Origin of the sequence: Dysgonomonas sp. ZJ279, from assembly GCF_011039205.1 — a bacterium.
In the GTDB taxonomy this organism is placed as follows: Bacteria; Bacteroidota; Bacteroidia; order Bacteroidales; family Dysgonomonadaceae; genus Dysgonomonas.
The window spans coordinates 240,066-257,240 of sequence record NZ_JAAKEL010000003.1; the positions used below are offsets into that span (position 1 = coordinate 240,066).

14 protein-coding genes are annotated in these 17,175 nt (G+C 37.1%); 6 read left to right on the top strand and 8 right to left on the bottom strand.

Annotation, left to right across the window (positions count from 1 at the left end):
* Positions 1 to 253: 253 nt before the first annotated feature.
* Both G7Y57_RS06350 and G7Y57_RS06355 read right to left on the bottom strand, forming a co-directional pair.
* Positions 254 to 3,139 (bottom strand): PD-(D/E)XK nuclease family protein, encoded by a 2,886-nt coding sequence (locus tag G7Y57_RS06350; RefSeq protein WP_165021364.1) that lies wholly within the window; start codon positions 3,137 to 3,139, stop codon positions 254 to 256.
* A 90-nt stretch (positions 3,140 to 3,229) separates the two neighbouring features.
* A complete protein-coding gene (locus G7Y57_RS06355) occupies positions 3,230 to 4,114 on the bottom strand; it encodes an alkaline phosphatase (RefSeq protein ID WP_165021365.1) in 885 nt (294 codons plus the stop codon).
* Positions 4,115 to 4,326: 212 nt separating this feature from the next.
* Here G7Y57_RS06355 and ilvA point away from each other — a divergent pair, with 212 nt between their 5' ends.
* Complete coding sequence (gene ilvA / locus G7Y57_RS06360; RefSeq protein WP_165021366.1) at positions 4,327 to 5,589, top strand: threonine ammonia-lyase; 1,263 nt, start codon at positions 4,327 to 4,329, stop codon at positions 5,587 to 5,589.
* A 49-nt stretch (positions 5,590 to 5,638) separates the two neighbouring features.
* Positions 5,639 to 6,631, top strand: a complete 993-nt coding sequence (locus G7Y57_RS06365) for a DUF4421 family protein (protein ID WP_165021367.1) — start codon at positions 5,639 to 5,641, stop codon at positions 6,629 to 6,631.
* Positions 6,632 to 6,636: 5 nt separating this feature from the next.
* On the opposite strand, the gene G7Y57_RS06370 is transcribed toward G7Y57_RS06365, so the two are convergent.
* A complete protein-coding gene (locus G7Y57_RS06370; protein ID WP_165021368.1) occupies positions 6,637 to 8,274 on the bottom strand; it encodes a sulfatase-like hydrolase/transferase in 1,638 nt (545 codons plus the stop codon).
* A gap of 139 nt (positions 8,275 to 8,413) precedes the next feature.
* Between G7Y57_RS06370 and G7Y57_RS06375 the strand changes: the two genes are divergently transcribed.
* Both G7Y57_RS06375 and G7Y57_RS06380 read left to right on the top strand, forming a co-directional pair.
* Entirely contained in the window at positions 8,414 to 9,487 is a 1,074-nt protein-coding gene (locus G7Y57_RS06375) for a magnesium and cobalt transport protein CorA (protein ID WP_165021369.1), read from the top strand.
* Positions 9,488 to 9,496: 9 nt separating this feature from the next.
* Positions 9,497 to 10,624, top strand: a complete 1,128-nt coding sequence (locus G7Y57_RS06380; protein ID WP_165021370.1) for a tetratricopeptide repeat protein — start codon at positions 9,497 to 9,499, stop codon at positions 10,622 to 10,624.
* Here G7Y57_RS06380 and G7Y57_RS06385 read toward each other — a convergent pair.
* From G7Y57_RS06385 to G7Y57_RS06395, 3 genes are all read right to left on the bottom strand, one after another.
* On the bottom strand, positions 10,608 to 11,414 hold the full coding sequence (locus G7Y57_RS06385) for a GNAT family N-acetyltransferase (protein ID WP_165021371.1): 807 nt from the start codon (positions 11,412 to 11,414) through the stop codon (positions 10,608 to 10,610). The two genes, G7Y57_RS06380 and G7Y57_RS06385, sit on opposite strands and share 17 nt — an antisense overlap.
* Positions 11,415 to 11,454: 40 nt before the next feature.
* Complete coding sequence (locus G7Y57_RS06390; protein ID WP_165021372.1) at positions 11,455 to 12,132, bottom strand: RluA family pseudouridine synthase; 678 nt, start codon at positions 12,130 to 12,132, stop codon at positions 11,455 to 11,457.
* A gap of 79 nt (positions 12,133 to 12,211) precedes the next feature.
* Entirely contained in the window at positions 12,212 to 13,708 is a 1,497-nt protein-coding gene (locus G7Y57_RS06395; protein ID WP_165021373.1) for an acetyl-CoA hydrolase/transferase family protein, read from the bottom strand.
* Positions 13,709 to 14,022: 314 nt separating this feature from the next.
* On the opposite strand from G7Y57_RS06395, the gene G7Y57_RS06400 reads away from it, so the two are divergent.
* Positions 14,023 to 14,793 (top strand): DUF6597 domain-containing transcriptional factor, encoded by a 771-nt coding sequence (locus G7Y57_RS06400; protein ID WP_165021374.1) that lies wholly within the window; start codon positions 14,023 to 14,025, stop codon positions 14,791 to 14,793.
* Positions 14,794 to 14,823: 30 nt separating this feature from the next.
* Complete coding sequence (locus tag G7Y57_RS06405) at positions 14,824 to 15,225, top strand: VOC family protein (protein WP_165021375.1); 402 nt, start codon at positions 14,824 to 14,826, stop codon at positions 15,223 to 15,225.
* Positions 15,226 to 15,297: 72 nt separating this feature from the next.
* Here G7Y57_RS06405 and G7Y57_RS06410 read toward each other — a convergent pair whose 3' ends face one another.
* Both G7Y57_RS06410 and G7Y57_RS06415 read right to left on the bottom strand, forming a co-directional pair.
* Positions 15,298 to 15,879, bottom strand: coding sequence for a non-canonical purine NTP diphosphatase (locus G7Y57_RS06410; RefSeq protein WP_165021376.1), 582 nt, complete (start codon positions 15,877 to 15,879; stop codon positions 15,298 to 15,300).
* Positions 15,876 to 17,078, bottom strand: coding sequence for a pyridoxal phosphate-dependent aminotransferase (locus tag G7Y57_RS06415; RefSeq protein ID WP_165021377.1), 1,203 nt, complete (start codon positions 17,076 to 17,078; stop codon positions 15,876 to 15,878). The genes G7Y57_RS06410 and G7Y57_RS06415 overlap by 4 nt, the downstream gene beginning before the upstream one ends.
* Between the last annotated feature and the right edge of the window lie 97 nt (positions 17,079 to 17,175).

Consider the following 17,175-nt stretch of genomic DNA (forward strand, 5'->3'; position numbering starts at 1 on the left):
AATCTGTCATCCCGATACGCAGTGAGGGATCTGTTATCTCTTGAGTTTATTAGTCAACATGCTTATTTTATATAGATCCCTCACTGCGTATCGGGATGACAGAGTGGACGATAGAGACTAGCTCATAACGCATAATTATATGATGGTTATACTAAACTAACGTGAGTTTAAGCAGATAAATTGTAAAGAAAAGTATATGAAGTTTAGATTATGTTAGGATATTGTTGGCTTTCGGTTAAGGCCGACAATGCTTTTATTTTTTACAAATATTGGTAAAAGTGCACCATTTGCAAGCTTCGCCCGTAGGGGTTTGGTTGAATGGTATTTCGGGATTGAATATTTCTTCGAGGCAGGTATCGAAATGTTCTTTGAAATCTTTTCGGTACGGTGTGAAATCAATGATTCGTTTGTCTTCACGCTCGGGTTTATAGATGACATCGGGATCGAATCTGTTATCAAACAGATTGCGTAAATAGTATATACCCGGTTCTATAATTTTTTCGGGTTGCTCCATCATATACAAATGGGCATACATAAAAACCTGCATAACGGCTTTCGGGCGGTCTTTCAGTTCTTTGTCGAACAAGTCTTTCATTGCCCGATATCGAAGAACACCTTTGCCTGTCTTATAATCGATAATTCGGGTGTGTCCTTTTACCTCGTCCACACGGTCGATGAAACTTTTAAGAGATACTGTTTCGCCCGAAGGTAAAGGATAATCTATCTTGATTCGTTTTTCAGATTCGATGTATATAAATGGTGTCAGTTTTGCATCGGTTGCTAATACACGTTTTATATATTTACGCAGCACCTCACCTGTCAGAAAGTTTTGTCCTGTCAGTTTCTTAATTTTTTCTGTTTTGAAATAGTTTTCGGCAAACGATCTTTCTATTGTTTCGGTCAATAGCTTCTCGTCTTTAGCTATTTTGTGTAGCAGATCGGCTGTAACCATTTTACCCTCGAACGGTTTGTATAACCATTCTATTGAGGAGTGAAAGATAGTACCGAAAGTGCTGGCTTCTATTGTCTCCGTAATTTCGTCCTCTTCATCCATTTTCTCGATGATGGACAAATAGAATTGTAGCGGGCAGTTCAGATAAGTGTTAATCGAACTGGCCGACAGGCTTCTGTCTCCACCTTGTCCGAAAGCTTTCATTTTATCCATTATCTGAGGCGTTTTCCTGATGGAGATGGATAAACTTTCGTTCGATGATACTTTATAGGTAGCAAGCTTCTCTTGTATATCGAATTTGTCGGCGTACAGGTGTTTTATTTGTTTGTAGTAGCGGCTGACTTCGCCCATTTGTAAACCTTCGGTACGAGTATCGTAAAGCAGATATATGCGCTTAGCCCTGTTTATCATACGGTAGAAATGGTATGCGAATATGCTGTCCTGATGCTCGTATGTCGGTAGTTCAAATCCTCTGCGCAGGTTGTAGGGTATAAATGAGTTTGTTGCTTTTTTCAGAGGAAATATGCCTTCATTCATCGACATAATAATGAGATTGTCGAAGTCTAAGGCACGTGTTTCGAGCACCCCCATTATTTGTAACCCAGATAATGGTTCACCGCTGAATGGTACACTGATACTTACTATCAGTTTTTTCAGTAGTTTGAAGTAAGTTTCGACTGTCATATCAGGCGCAGCATCTTTCAATGCATCTTCCATCTTGTTGATCGTCTTGTAATATTCCACTATAAATTCACACTCTATGTCTATCGATCGGGCATTTATATCTTCATCTTCGTTTTCATTGTTCACCGACAACAACGTTTTCAGTGCAGCTAAGATGTTCTTAAGATATTCGGGAATATCCTGCCATCGCTCGATAGGAGCAAATATCAGTTTAAGTAACGGATGAGTTTGCAGTTCACCAACCGAAACCACTACTTTATTGTATTGAATGATATTTTGTTTCAATCGTTTGGCTTCATCTTCCAGTACATTGGTAATGTACCGATGGTTGAGGATAGCGAGTACAGGACGGTAGTAAAAGCTTATCTGTCCACCCGATTTCTTAATATTACGCTGGATATTAAATATATGCTCCATCAATCCCGATACGGACGTATTGTTGAGATTATATCCCATCGTTACGTTTATTTTATCTATCTCTTCGGGAATGGAATAGAGGGTAGGCAATAGTAAATTCTCATCGGGTAATACCAATGCTGTATTCATTGCCTTATCAGACGAGACTATCTGTTTCTCGTTCAATAACGATTTTATAATAGTATGGACATATTTTGCCTGACCTACTGCCGATGGTATACCGATAGCTTCAATAACAGGTAAATCCATTGTTAACTCTTCGGCTTCAAGTGTGAGCTGTGATGGAAATAGCAGACGATTCTTATCGATAAAGAATGAAGCTTTGTTTTGTGCATCCTTTACTAATGGTGATGAATAGTCCCAATAAAAATCGGCAATGCCTCTTTTTTGAAGATAGCTGAGGAATTTCTCCTCCGACTTACTATGACCGTTAAGTCCTACAAATATGATTTTTTCGAAAGGTAATTCTATCTCTTCTTTACGTAAGGCTTTCTCGGTCACATCACGAAAAATCATTCCTTCGTATGCTTGTCCTTTTTCCCTTAATTGTTCTCTTAAGGTTGTATAAAGTCGGAAAAGTACCTGCCACATTTCGAGGAAGTCTTTCTTCTTGTCATTATCGCCGATGGGTAGAAAATTAGACCAGAATCTTTTTATAGCTTCTATCTGATCGTCGGTCAGGAAATCGAATCCTGCATCTATTTCTTTCAGATCGTAGATGTTGCGGAAGAGTTGTTCTGCATCCACCAGATATTTATCTACATCGTCGAAGTCGTTGAGCAGCATCTCTCCCCAATATAAAAACTCGTCGAATGTCTCTGTCGATTTACTTATCTGAATGTAAATATCATAAAGCATGAAAAGCATTTCGATACGATCGGCTTTCTTATACGGACTTAGTTTTTCAAACAGATCGGTAACAGTCAATACTTCGGGCGAAAAGATCGGCTTTTTCGCTATTTGTGATAAGTAGTGCTGAAAAAAGATACTTGCCCGCCGATTAGGGAAAACAAAGGTAAACCGACTGATTTCCTTATCGTAGGTTTTATAATATGTTTGGGCAACATTATAGAGAAATGGTATCATTTTTTCATTTAATGGGATTCAGATACAAAGTAATAAAAAAACAAGTCCCTGTAAATGTTTACAAGGACTTATTTTCAGAATTTGTGAGTCTTATTTTATGAAAGCATCCGAAATGGGAATGCCTCTCCATGCTTGCGGACGTTTAAGTCCGAATATTTCGGCAATGGTCGCGCCATAGTCGTAATCTATAATAACATCTTTTATTTCATGCCCTTTCTTAATTCCCGGGCCACACATTACGATAGGTACTTCTACTTCGTAGAGTGTTTTTCCTCCATGACCTTTTTCTATTCCTCCATGATCGGATACAACCATAATAATGGTCTCATTTTCTATTCCTGCATCTTTTACGGCTTGCACTATTCTGCCAATTCTTGCATCGACATTTTCGAGTTCAGCATAATATTCGGGAGTATTATGTCCGGCACTATGACCAATATGATCAGGTTCGTCCAGATGAATAAATGTGAATAATGGCTTCTCGTTTTTGATAATGGTTACTGCTTCGTCTACACAAAGGTTATCATTGTCGTTGGTCGGTATAACGAAGTCTATAATTTCTTTTTCCACAAGATATTCTATGCCTCCCCAACTGTATACAACAGCAGTCTTGGCTTGAGGTAATTGTTCTTTTATTATAGTATAAATGGAGGGGAATTTACCATATTGGCTAGTTGCAGCAGATGGTATTTCGGGTGTTTGGCTTCCCCATTCGGTGTAGCCATGTAGGGTAGGACTGGCACTCATAAGCATAGAGGCCCAATTGACAGCGCTGGATGAAGGCAGAACTGATCGGGCTTTTAGAGACCAGGATCCATCTGCCGCCAATTTCTTCAGATTAGGCATATTTGCTTTGTTGTAAGCGTATGCGCCGAATCCGTCGCAGCCGATTAGCACTACATGTTTGACATTGGTAGCATTTGTATGTAATACAATACCTAAACAGAAAATAAGTAAGATCAGTCGGTTTTTCATTAGTGTCGATTATTTAAAGTTAGATATACAAATCTACAAAAATTAATCAAGGATTATAGGTTTATATCCCCTTTTACCCCTTTATGTAGACGTATTTGCCCATTTCGTATATTTACTTAAATAAATCATTTGAATAAAATGTAAAGTAGCTGTAAGATAGTTTTCAATTTTGTATCTTTGTTTCGCTTATTCTAAAAATACTATAACGACATATGCAAACACGATTAACAGATGAATTTGGTCTTCATATAGAGGAGGCGTTAGACCGATTGAAAGGCATTGCTAAAGAGACTCCTTTGCAGTATCTGAATTCATTATCTCAATATTTTGAAGCTAATATTTATCTGAAGCGAGAAGATTTACAGGTTGTTCGCTCATACAAGCTGCGAGGAGCTTATAATATGATAAGTAGTCTCGACCCCGGACTTCTGAAAAAAGGTGTGGTTTGTGCCAGTGCAGGTAATCATGCTCAAGGATTTGCATATAGTTGTAATCGCTTAGGCATAAAAGGTGTTGTTTATATGCCCAAAATAACACCAAAACAAAAAATAAAACAGACCAAAATGTTTGGCAATGGTCATATCGAGATTGTATTGGAAGGTGATACATTCGACGATTGTGCAGATGCCGCAAAAGATTATTCGCATAATCATAATATGACATTTATTCCTCCTTTTGACGAACCTCGGATTATTGAAGGACAAGGAACTGTTGGCCTGGAAGTTTTGAATGAAATGGGCGAAATGCCATTAGATTATATTTTTATACCTATCGGTGGCGGTGGATTATGTGCCGGAGTTGGTGCTTATGTTAAGGATTATTCGCCGGCGACTAAGGTTATAGGTGTAGAACCTACGGGAGCAGCGAGTATGAATGCAGCTTTTAAAGTAGGGCATCCGGTCACACTTAATCGCATAGATAAATTTGTAGATGGCGCAGCTGTAAAACGGGCGGGAGATCTTACTTATCCAATCTGTGCAAAAGTAGTCGATGATATGTGTTTGGTTCCGGAAGGAGAAGCCTGTACAGCTATTCTCAAATTGTATAATGAGAACGCTATTGTAGTAGAACCTGCAGGAGCATTGAGTATTGCGGCACTGAATCATTATGCATCGGAGATAAGAGGTAAAAATGTGGTTTGCATTGTTAGTGGCAGTAATAACGATATCGATCGTATGCAGGAAATAAAAGAGCGATCTTTGATTTTCGAGGGGTTGAGGCATTATTTTATTATACGTTTTGCTCAGCGCCCGAATGCCCTAAAAGATTTTGTGAATAAAGTGCTAGGCGATAGTGACGATATTGTACGTTTCGAGTATATGAAAAAGAATGAGAAAGAATCAGGGCCTACTCTTGTCGGTATAGAACTCGATTCTATTGACGAATATGAAGGGCTATTAGCTCGCATGCGTGACTATGGTCTCGACTTTACAATTCTTGATCCCGATAGCGATTTAGGGCGATATATACTTTAAGAAAGACTAAAATTCATTTTAGTACGTTCTACATTACATATGTTTTAGAATGTACTATTACTACGTTATTATGATATTGGCAAATAAATTTCGTTTCCGCTATATAGTTCTATTTTCATTATTTCTACTTTCCCAAGCTTATTGTTTAGCTCAAGTTGACAGCTCCTATATTCGTCCGTTTGATCAGAAACTGGCAATACGTGCCTACGTTATGGATTCTTATAGTGCATTATCGCAAGATTATGACTACGATACTGAATACACATACCGTCCTAATAATCCAATTAGTCTGGGGCTAGGTGTATCGTGGAAAAACTCTTCGTTAAGTGGTTCCTATGGTTTTGGTTTTATGCGGGATAAAAAGAAGGGAAATACAAAATCTTTTGCTTTTCAGTACCATTATTATAAGCGAAAATATGTGTTCGATCTCTTTTTCCAAAACTATAAAGGTTTCTATCAGGAAGACGCTTCGGATAAAATGATTGCATTTTGTCCTGATATAAAGCTGATTCAATATGGTGCTTATGGTCAGTACTTTTTTAATAACAAAAAATTTTCATACAAAGCTGCATTCGATCAATCTGAGCGGCAGATGAGGTCTGTAGGTAGTTTTCAGATCGGCGGAGGTGTCTTTTATAACGATATAAGGTCCGACTCTTCGCTTGTGTCTTTAGGGCGTTACAACCAGAAGAATTTGCAGATAGGGATAAGTGGCGGCTATGCACATACATTTGTTATAAAAAAGAATTTCTACGTAACGGGTTCATTTTCTCTGGGCTTAAATGTGGCGACAGACGACATCAATAATTTTTACAACAGCAAGATAAACTTTTTTCCCTCTATGTTTCCTCGGGCTGCTGCCGGATATAATGGGAAAATTTGGTCTCTGAGTGTTTCGTTTGTAAATAACAGGATGGTGCTCATGACTCAAGATAGCCGAAGCCTGAATGTCGATTCGGGCAGTATGCAAATAAACTTCATCCGACGATTCAATTCGGCTCCCAGCAAAATAATCGATAAATTACCTAAGAGGTTTCGCTAAAAAACTTATTTGTCGAATTTCTCTTTAATCTTAGTGTATTTTTTCTCTCCTACAAATCTTTCTTTAGGCTCGAAATGAGTAGAAAATAGGCTTCGTGAATCATCATAGCCCTCATATTCCAGTCCACTCATATCGGATATGGTATAAATGAAATCTTGAGTAGAGTAGGGGCGATTGATGTCAAGCACTAGGTCTGAGCGATTCTTCTTATAATTGTCGGACATCCATACCATAAATGGTATTTCGCACATTGGAGGCGATACCTTTTCGTAAGCATGACCTGCAAATTCACGGTAATCATATAGCTCTTCTCCATGATCGGAAAGATAGATCATTGCAGTTTTCTGATTTTGTAGCCCTTCGAGTGATTTTATCACACTATTTATAATGAAGTCGTTGTATAGAACCGAATTGTCGTATTTATCTATTGTCTTCTTTGCTTGTTTGTCCCTGAAAATGGCAGTATCGACAAGGTTGTCGTTGGCATTATTAAATACAATATACTCTTTGGGATATCTGAATTCATAAGCCATGTGGTTGCCTATCAGATGGATAACAATAAGTCTGTTTTTGATTGTTTGGTTGTCTAATATTTCGTGAAAAGTATCCAGAACAACATCATCGTGCTGTTTGTGTTGGGCAACATTATATTTATTTTTAGCTAACGTGAGTAATACATCATAGCTGGATCTATATTTCTCACTGAATTCTTGATTACTTATGAGGTATGTATCATAATCGGCCCGATTGAATAATTCGAATAGAGAAGGATATTTCGTGAAATATTCGGGGTGCTCTAAGTCTGACATGGTGAGCAAAGAGCGCATTACAGGAATAGTGTGTACCTGAGGCGATACTACATCTGTGTAAACATGGAGTTGATCGTTTTTTACTAAATTCGATAATAGCGGGTTTGTATTTCGTGCATAGCCATAGAGAGACATGTGGCGCTTGGTCAAAGATTCACCGATAACAATAACGATTGTTTGAGGAAGCGAGTCCTGATGAGTTACCTTTACTTCGAATGGTTGGTTCTGCCTTTCTTTAATAGTCTTTATCTCGTAGCTTACTCTTAGTTTATAGCTTACAAACGTTTTATAGAAATTGATAAAATAGACAGAGCGTGATACCCTGTTTATACCAACGATTGATATAAGTACAATTATACTAAGAATAAAAATGGCTTTATGATCTTTTACTTTTAGCCGTTTAAAAGATTTCATCTTGCATATCATTACAATTGGGATTGCAGTATAGACCAATACACCGACAATCACCCATATACTGAGGTAATAGGCAACAAATTCTTTACTTTCTTCCGGATTGGTTTCGAATAGGCTCGTAACACTGTTTTGCTCTAATAATACATGCGCAAACAGAAGATAACTTAAGAAGATAGCTCCCGGTATAATGGATATGGTCAGTAGAATCGAATATATGATTTTTTCCGATTTAGAACTTATAAAAACTGATAATATCGAAATCGACATAAATAACAATCCACAGACTAAAAAAATGGCTAATTTGTCCAATATTGATATATTCTCGGCCAAAGGGCTAAGTATTGGTAATAGGAGTAATATGTAAAATAAGAAGAAAAATTGAAGCTTTTTATGCTTCAGAATGTCGAGTAATTGATTCATTAATAGTGTAAAGGTTTACTTTTTAACTCTTTTAATTTAAAGAATATAGGCTGTAAATAACCTATCTACAGGGAACAAATATAGTATTTTATTCTTACTTTTGGTGTAATTTACTTTTGTGTAACATTTAGATACGAGTATGGCTAAACGAACATTGAAAAAACGCAGGCATAAGCAAAGTCGGGAAAGTCAATTCTTGTCAACACCCATCTATCAAGGAGAGAATGATATTCCTACTCAGATAGAGCTTATTCAATACGACGAATTAGAGATTGATGTGAGAAATATTTCGCCGGATATTGATATAATGAACGAGATAAAACCGAATAAAATAAATTGGTTTAAGACAGTAGGCGTTTCCGATGTTACTCGCATTAATCAAATTTGTCGTGGTTGTGGATTACATGGCTTCGATATCAAAGATTTGTTGTCAGATCAGGATGTAGTTAAGGCAGTTGTATATGATAAAGTATCATTTGTTTTAATGCCCGGTTTCTTTTTCAACACAAACGGTGAATTCGAATCTTTTCAGATAGGATTTATATTGGGTGATAATTTTGTTATAAGTTTCCAAGAATCTCCGATGCCGGTTTTTGATGATGTGAAGAAAGCATTTAATGATAATCATATTCCTCTTCGTCGCAATGGGGCTGATTTTCTGTTATATGTGCTTTTGAATAGTGTTAATTCATTGTATATGAATGCTTCAATAAGAATAGAGGATCAACTGTTAGATGCAGAAGATCAATTAATAGCCCAACGTAATTCGTTGGATATAATGAATTTCTTGCGTGCACGTAGGATGGAATATATTAAGATGAAAAGATCTATAGTTTCTTTTCGTGAGGAATACAGTAACCTGCTGCGTAATTCGAATAAGTTGATAAAAGATGAAAATATAGTCTATATAAACGATTATGACGATAAATTGCGTACCGTTTTGAGTGATTTGGAGGCTTGTCATGAGTTACTGGTTTCGCTTATCGATCTTCATTATAGCAACAGTAATATGCGGATGAATGAGATAATGAAGCGATTGACGGTCGTTTCTACGATCTTTATTCCATTAACTTTCCTTGCTGGGGTATGGGGTATGAATTTTAAATTCATGCCTGAGACCGAATCCCCGTATGGTTATGTTTTTGCTTGGATTACGTTTATAGTTGTTGGTCTTCTGGCAGGTTATTTTTTGAAAAAAAGGAATTGGTTTTAAAATACCATTATGAGAAGGATTATAGCTATAGTTTTATTTATATCGGTTTCTATCTTGATGAGCTTTTCTCAGGCAGTACAACCAATAAAAGATATAAAAGTATTATTCGATGATGAACAATATCAAGAGCTTGTAGACCAGTATGCAGGTAAACCCCGCACATTATCTGCACAAGAGTTGGGTTATGTCGCATCTGCATATTTCAAATTGTCCGACTTCGATAACTGCAATAGATACGCAGGCTTAGCTCTTCAAAAAGATGCAAATAATTCGTTGGCTTACAATTTAAAAGGTTTGGTATATTCTGCAACGGGTAACTTTCAGGATGCTGTTAATATGTTTAAAAAGGCGATTGCATTATCACCTCGCGAAGCCGAGTATTATACTAATTTAGGTGACTCTTATCTCGGGTTGGAGCAAATAAGCGAGGCTATTGAGATTTATAAAAAAGCAACTCAGCAGATCAAACCATCCGAAAGGGCGTATTACATGTTAGGTGTTGCTTATACCTCATTAGATGATTATGAGTCTGCGCTTAAGGCTTTTAACGTCGCTAAATCGAAAGTTGTAAAAGACAAGGAATTATATGTTACAGTAATATATAATATTGGATTCATAGAATACACGAAAGGTGAATATCAGAAAGCAATACCGGCATTTAAAGATTTGATAGAGCATTTCCCCGACGATTACCGATCATTTGAAAAACTTATACAATGTTATTATGCTTTAGGAGATTATAAAGCGGGAGATAGTTATAAATCGAAATTATATAAAGCACATGAGGGCGGATTGTTGAATGATACAGAGTTGGATGACAAAATATGTATTGACAATTTCATGATTGCAGGCAATTCCATTCATGCCTACGAGCGTTATCAGACGGGTGATAGCCCTTATCCTTACCTTAAAAATATGTTTTATGTATTGAATCCCGACGGGAAAGTAATCTGTGAGGTACAGCTTCAATACAGCCCCGAAACAAATAACTATGGATTAGCAAAAATAGAAGGTGGAAAGATTTATACTTATGGTATTTTCTTCGATTCGATTGTTAGTTATAGTACTCTGAAAAGTTTTGCCAAAGATATAATAAATGGAGTGCTGAAACCAACTGCGGTTACTTTAAAAGAATAGTCTGAAAATCAAATTCTAGTAAGCAGTATTTGCTAACAAAACCATTCTTCTCTAATGTTCTTCGCGAAGCGATGTTCTCTACGGCACATCCACAGATTGATCTGTACCCATGCAAGAGGCAATATTCTTTGAGGTATGCTATTATCTGTGTAGCATAGCCCTGTTTTCTGAATTCGGGATTGACCCACATACCTATATCGTAATCTTTTTTATCGGGTAATATCCGAATAAGATAACCGCAACCGATAAGTTCTTTTTCCTTCTCAAACATATAAAGAGCTTTATTCGATACGGTGAAACGAAGTTCCTCCGGTGTTTCATATAAGTCGCTGTCGAAGGTAAGCAAGAAATTGATATCACCTTCTTTCGCCAAGCGGACACTTATATTACTATCCAGTTTAATGTATGTATTGAGTAAATAGTCCCGAAATAGAGTGCCAATTACATTATTTGATTCGGAAAAAGTATGGCAGCAAGCTAATAAAATAGGATCGAATGATTTACAATATGCTTTAGATATGGATTTTTCTATAATTATTTGTTTGAAAATCTTTTCTTTCTGAGTCAGCGAATTGGGTACTAAATAGAATTCTATAAGGATGTGATCTTCTGATATTATATAGTAACCTATTACTTTTCTTATCATTTCCTGATTATCTATTATCAGATAACATTCGCCCTTTGCAACCATCCATTCTATAAATAGCTCTTGAGCAAAAACGATACTATTAAAATACCCTTCTCTAAATTCTTTTAAAGAATCTAAATTAACTTTTTCAAATTGTTTCACTTTGTAAGGCAGGTTAAATAATACTGTAATCTTAATCCTTCTATACTATGCTTTTCTCTAGAGCACTCCACAAATTGTCATCAGGGAGGGGCGCCGTTATATCGATCTGTGTTTTCGATACAGGATGTATAAATGATATACTCCGTGCATGCAGGCTAATTCCTGCATCGGGGTTCGAGCGGTCTGCTCCATATTTCAGGTCACCTTTTATCGGGCATCCCATTTTTGCTAACTGGCAGCGAATTTGGTGATGTCGGCCGGTTTCAAGATCTATTTCAAGCAAATTGTATTTATCCGAACGGGCAATGAGTTTATAGTGTAATATTGCCAGTTTCGAATTTGGCCTTTCAGAATCGTAAGCATACGATTTGTTTTGTTTCTCGTTCTTTATAAGATAATTCTTTAAAGTACCTATCGGTTCTTTAGGTTGATTCTTAACGATAGCCCAATAGGTTTTCTTTACATCTTTATTTTTAAACATCTCGTTCAGTCGGGGCAATACTTTACTCGTTTTAGCAAAGACTACGATACCGCTTACCGGTCTGTCCAGACGATGAGTCACACCACAGAATACATTCCCGGGTTTATTGTATTTTACCTTTAACCACTCTTTTACAATCTCAGAGAGTGGTTTATCGCCTGTTTTGTCTCCTTGCACAATCTCGGAAACTGTTTTATTGACGATTATAATATGATTGTCTTCGTAGAGAACTGTCATGCTTTATCTGTTTATAATACAAAGAAAAACCTTTCGATCAGATAATCGAAAGGTTTTCACTATAATATTTAGCTATAGGTTAAGCTTTTTTCTCTTTTCTCCATTTTACGTTTTGCATATTGCCTGTTTCCATAAATGCTTCATGGAATGCAAACGCATCGTACAAATTGACAGGAGTCTGTCCCTTTTCGCCACGTGCAAGATATTCTCTTAACAATGGACGATAGTCAGGGTGTACACAGTTTTCGATAATGCATTCAGCACGATCTTTCGGGCATTTGCCACGTAGATCGGCAACCCCGTATTCCGAGATGAAGATTTTCACCGAATGTTCGCTGTGATCCTGATGTGCCACCATTGGGACAAAAGAACTGATCTTTCCGTCTTTAGCAATTGAAGGTGTTACGAATATAGAAACGTAAGCTCCACGGGTAAAGTCGCCCGATCCACCAATACCATTCATCATCTTAGTTCCCATAACGTGGGTTGAATTTACGTTTCCGAAAATGTCGGCTTCTATTGCCGTATTGATAGCAATAACACCTAGTCGGCGAACTATTTCGGGGTTATTCGAAATTTCAGATGGACGAAGTACTACTCTTTCTTTAAAGAAAGGCAGGTTTTTATATATTTTTTCGATGCAAGGATTGCTTACTGTCAATGAACATCCGCTGGCAAATTTAACACGACCTGTTTCCATCAAATCTATAACAGCATCTTGTATAACTTCCGTATAAACTTCAAAATCAGGGATTTCTTTGCTATCACCCATTGCAGCTAGTACTGCGTTGGCAATATTACCCACACCCGATTGTACGGGTAGGAATGTTTTCGGCATACGTCCTTCGGCCATTTCTTTCACGAAGAAATTAGCTACGTTCTCACCTATTTTTGCAGTTATTTCGTCAACAGGAGCAAAACCACCACCTTCGTTAGGTGTATTGCATTCAACAACTACAATTTTACTTGGGTCTACTTTTATGTGGTCTTTACCAATACGGTCACGTACTGCATGGATACCTATTTCGCTACGTGTAGGAGGGTCTTGCAATTCAGTTAAGTCGTGCATTCCTCTCATTTCTTTAGGATTCCATTTGTTAAGCTCTACAATTACAATTTTAGCCATACGAGCTACTGTCGGAGAGATACCTACACCACAAGTTGGCACTATTTCGCCATCTTCAGTAACATCGCATGCTTCGATAACTGCAACATCAACAGGGCCGAAAAATCCGTAACGGATATCTTGAGCCATAGTAGAAAGGTGTAAATCGAAATATTTAACTTCTCCACTGTTGATAGCATTTCTTAGATCTTTGTTTGTTTGATAAGGTGTACGGAATTTAATAGCGTGCGCTCTGGCGAGATTACCATCCAAACTGTCGCCTGTAGATGCTCCTGTGAACATACCGATTTTAAACGGGTTGCCTTTCGCATGTTCTTCTTCGGCTCTTTTAGCCAATGCTACGGGTACTACTTTGGGACATCCGGCATGTGTAAAGCCACTAAATCCCACATTATCATTGTCATTGATAAGAGATGCTGCTTCTTCAGCAGTTACAAATTTTAAAGCCATTTTTGTTGTAGTATATTTTGTTTAGTATCAATAAATTCTATAATAACCGGAGCAAAACAGTTGATGGTGTATATCTAAAATCATAACAAAATCATAACAGATTGCCTCTTTTGTACGTCAGAAAATAATAAATGGGTTTGCAATTTTATTAGTCTAGCAAAACCGACGCAAAAGTACAAAATTATTAGATGAAGAACTATTTTAATTGATTAAAAATTAGATACTATATCCTATTTTTAGCAATCTTCTTAACGAATGATGATACTTGTCCGGTTTTCTCTATTTTTACATTTTGAAAGACTTATTTATGACCAATGACTGAAGATTGTATAACATATCGTGAATTTACGCCCCATCCTTTATTGGCTGATTATGTGAAGTCGTATTGGTATTTCAGTAATGAATCGGATACTGTTCATTCTTTTGATATTATGCCCGATGGTTATTTCGATTTGCTCATATCTTTTAAATCAGGTAATATCGTGGATACGCAATTAACCGGAATCTGGAGTAAGATGGTGTCGCTCGATTATCTTCAGGGGCAGATAATCGGAATTCGGTTTAAACCACTGGCTTTATATTCTTTATTGGATATCCGTATCAAAGATATATTGAATAATTACTGTTCTTTACCATTGAAGGCATGGGGGCTTAATGATGAAATAATCGAAACCAAGAGCGATAAGTCGGTTCTTGAAGTTATTAAGTACATCGATGAAAGTCTATTGTTATTAATTAAGAACGAGAAAGAAGATATCAAGCTTAAATATCTTTTCGAGCAAATAGGTGAATCTTCCGGTATTACATCTATTCAATCTATTTCGGATTCTGTCGGGTTAAGTGCAAGGCATATTAATCGTAAAATGAATGAACTGATTGGTATTAGTACAAAAGATTATGCTAAAATAGTTCGTTTCAAGGATTCTTTAGCAAGGATTAAGAAAGACAAATCTGATTTTATAGGTTATTTCGATCAGTCTCATTTTATCAAAGATTTCAAAAAATATACAGGGTTTACCCCTAAAGAAATTGATTTAGGAGCTGATGTCCGATTTTTACAATACTATGATTTTGATAATATCTAATTTTGTATTTAAATCAAAAAAATAAAAGAAATGAAATTAGAAGGTCTGTCAATTTGTTTCCATACTACGAAAGTAGAAGAGTGTAAAGAATTTTATGTGAAATATTTCTCTGGTGAGATTATTTTCGATTGTGGTTGGTACGTAAGTATCGTTTTTAATAAAGAGAGGTGTTTGACGTTACAGTTTATGATACCACAAGACGATACTCCTGTTTATGGAGAAAAAGGTGTTACTCTTAATTTGGGTGTTAAAGATGTAGATGCGGAGTATCAGCGATTGATTGTGGAGAATAAACTTCCGGTTCAACGCGATTTGCAGGATCAACCGTGGGGAGATCGGTCGTTTACGATATTTGATCCTCTGGGGAATACATTATATATCTATTCTGACCGAGAAATGTCGGATGAATATAAAGAGGCGGTAAAGCAGTAAAGAAATACAAATAATAAGCGGGCGAGACTCATCATAGTCTCGCCCGCTTAAACATATATGGGGGATAATATGTTACCGCTTATTCAAAAAGTCACACAAAGCCTTAACGGCCAACGCCCGATGGCTTATTTCGTTCTTCACGTCAGCGCCTAATTCAGCAAAAGTCTCATTGTAGCCATTTGGTTGAAATACAGGGTCATATCCAAAACCGGTAGTTCCTCGTTCATCTTTTGTAATAACACCTTCTATTTTTCCGTCAAAAAGGTATTCCTTTCCATTTAAGATAAGTGCAATAACGCTTCTGAATCGGGCGGTTCTGTTTTCTTTCCCTTCAAGCTCTTTAAGCAACTTATTTATATTTGCTTTGAAGTCGTGCCCTTCGCCTGCATAACGTGCAGAATAAACACCCGGTGCGCCATTTAAAGCATCCACTTCGAGTCCTGTGTCATCGCCAAAGCAGTCATATCCATATTTTTCTTTAATATGGCGTGCTTTTATCAATGCATTCTCTTCAAGCGTAGTGCCTGTTTCGGCTATATCTTCGAAGCAACCAATATCTTTAAGACTAAGTATGTCGATAGTATCTTTTACAATCTCACTAACTTCTTCAAGTTTATGAGCATTATTGGTTGCAAAAACTAATTTATTCTTCATTTACGGGGCAAGCTGTTATATGTTTCTAATGCTTTCTCAAGAACGATCAAGGCATTTCCTAAATCTTCTTTATTAAGGACATAGGCTATCCGAACTTCATCTTTACCTAATCCTGCTGTTGTGTAAAAACCTGATGCCGGAGCCATAAAAATAGTCTGACCATCGTATTCAAAATCGGAAAGACACCATGCGCAAAATTTATCGGCATCATCTACCGGCAAACGGGCTACTGTATAAAATGCGCCCATTGGTATAGGAGAATATACACCCGGGATGCGGTTGAGCCCATCTATTAAAAATTTACGACGCTCTACATATTCGTCATACGTATCTCTAAAATAATCGGGATCGGCGTCAAGGGATGCTTCTGCAATTATCTGCCCGATGAGGGGTGGACTAAGTCGTGCCTGACAGAATTTCATTACGGTGTTTCGTAGTTCTTTGTTTTTGGTGATTAGAGCACCTATTCGGATACCACATTCGCTGTAACGTTTCGATACAGAATCGATTAATACAACATTGTCCTCTATTCCTACCAGATGGCATGCAGATATATAGGGTGAGCCTGTATATATGAATTCACGATAAACTTCGTCAGAAAATAAAAATAAATCATGTTTCTGAACCAGACTTTTTATCTGATTCATTTCTGCACGGGTATATAGATAGCCTGTCGGATTATTAGGGTTGCAAATCATAATCCCTTTGGTGCGCTCATTGATGAGTTCTTCGAACTTATCGATAGAAGGCAACGAAAATCCCTCTTCTATAGTTGAAGATACACCTCTGATAACAGCCCCTGCCGATACAGCAAAAGCCATATAATTGGCATAAGCCGGTTCGGGTACAATTATTTCATCACCGGGATCCAAGCAAGCAAGGAATGCGAACAGAACAGCTTCCGATCCTCCGGTAGTTATGATGATATCATCTGCCGAAACATTAATATTGTATTTCGCATAATAGCCAACCAGTTTTTCTCTGTAAGATCTGTATCCATCACTGGGGCTATATTCCAGTATTTTTCTATCGAGATTGCGAATGGCGTCGAGTCCCGCTTCAGGAGTGGCTATGTCGGGTTGACCTATGTTAAGGTGATATACTTTCAATCCTCTAGCTTTGGCTGAGTCTGATAACGGAGCCAATTTCCTGATAGGAGAATTTGGCATTTCGATTCCTCGTTCTGAGATTACTGGCATGATAAATATATTATTTTAATTTTAAAAACAATAAGTCGCAAATATACGAAAAGAGCATTGTAAATATAATAGTATATAAAATAAAAACGCCGAAAAT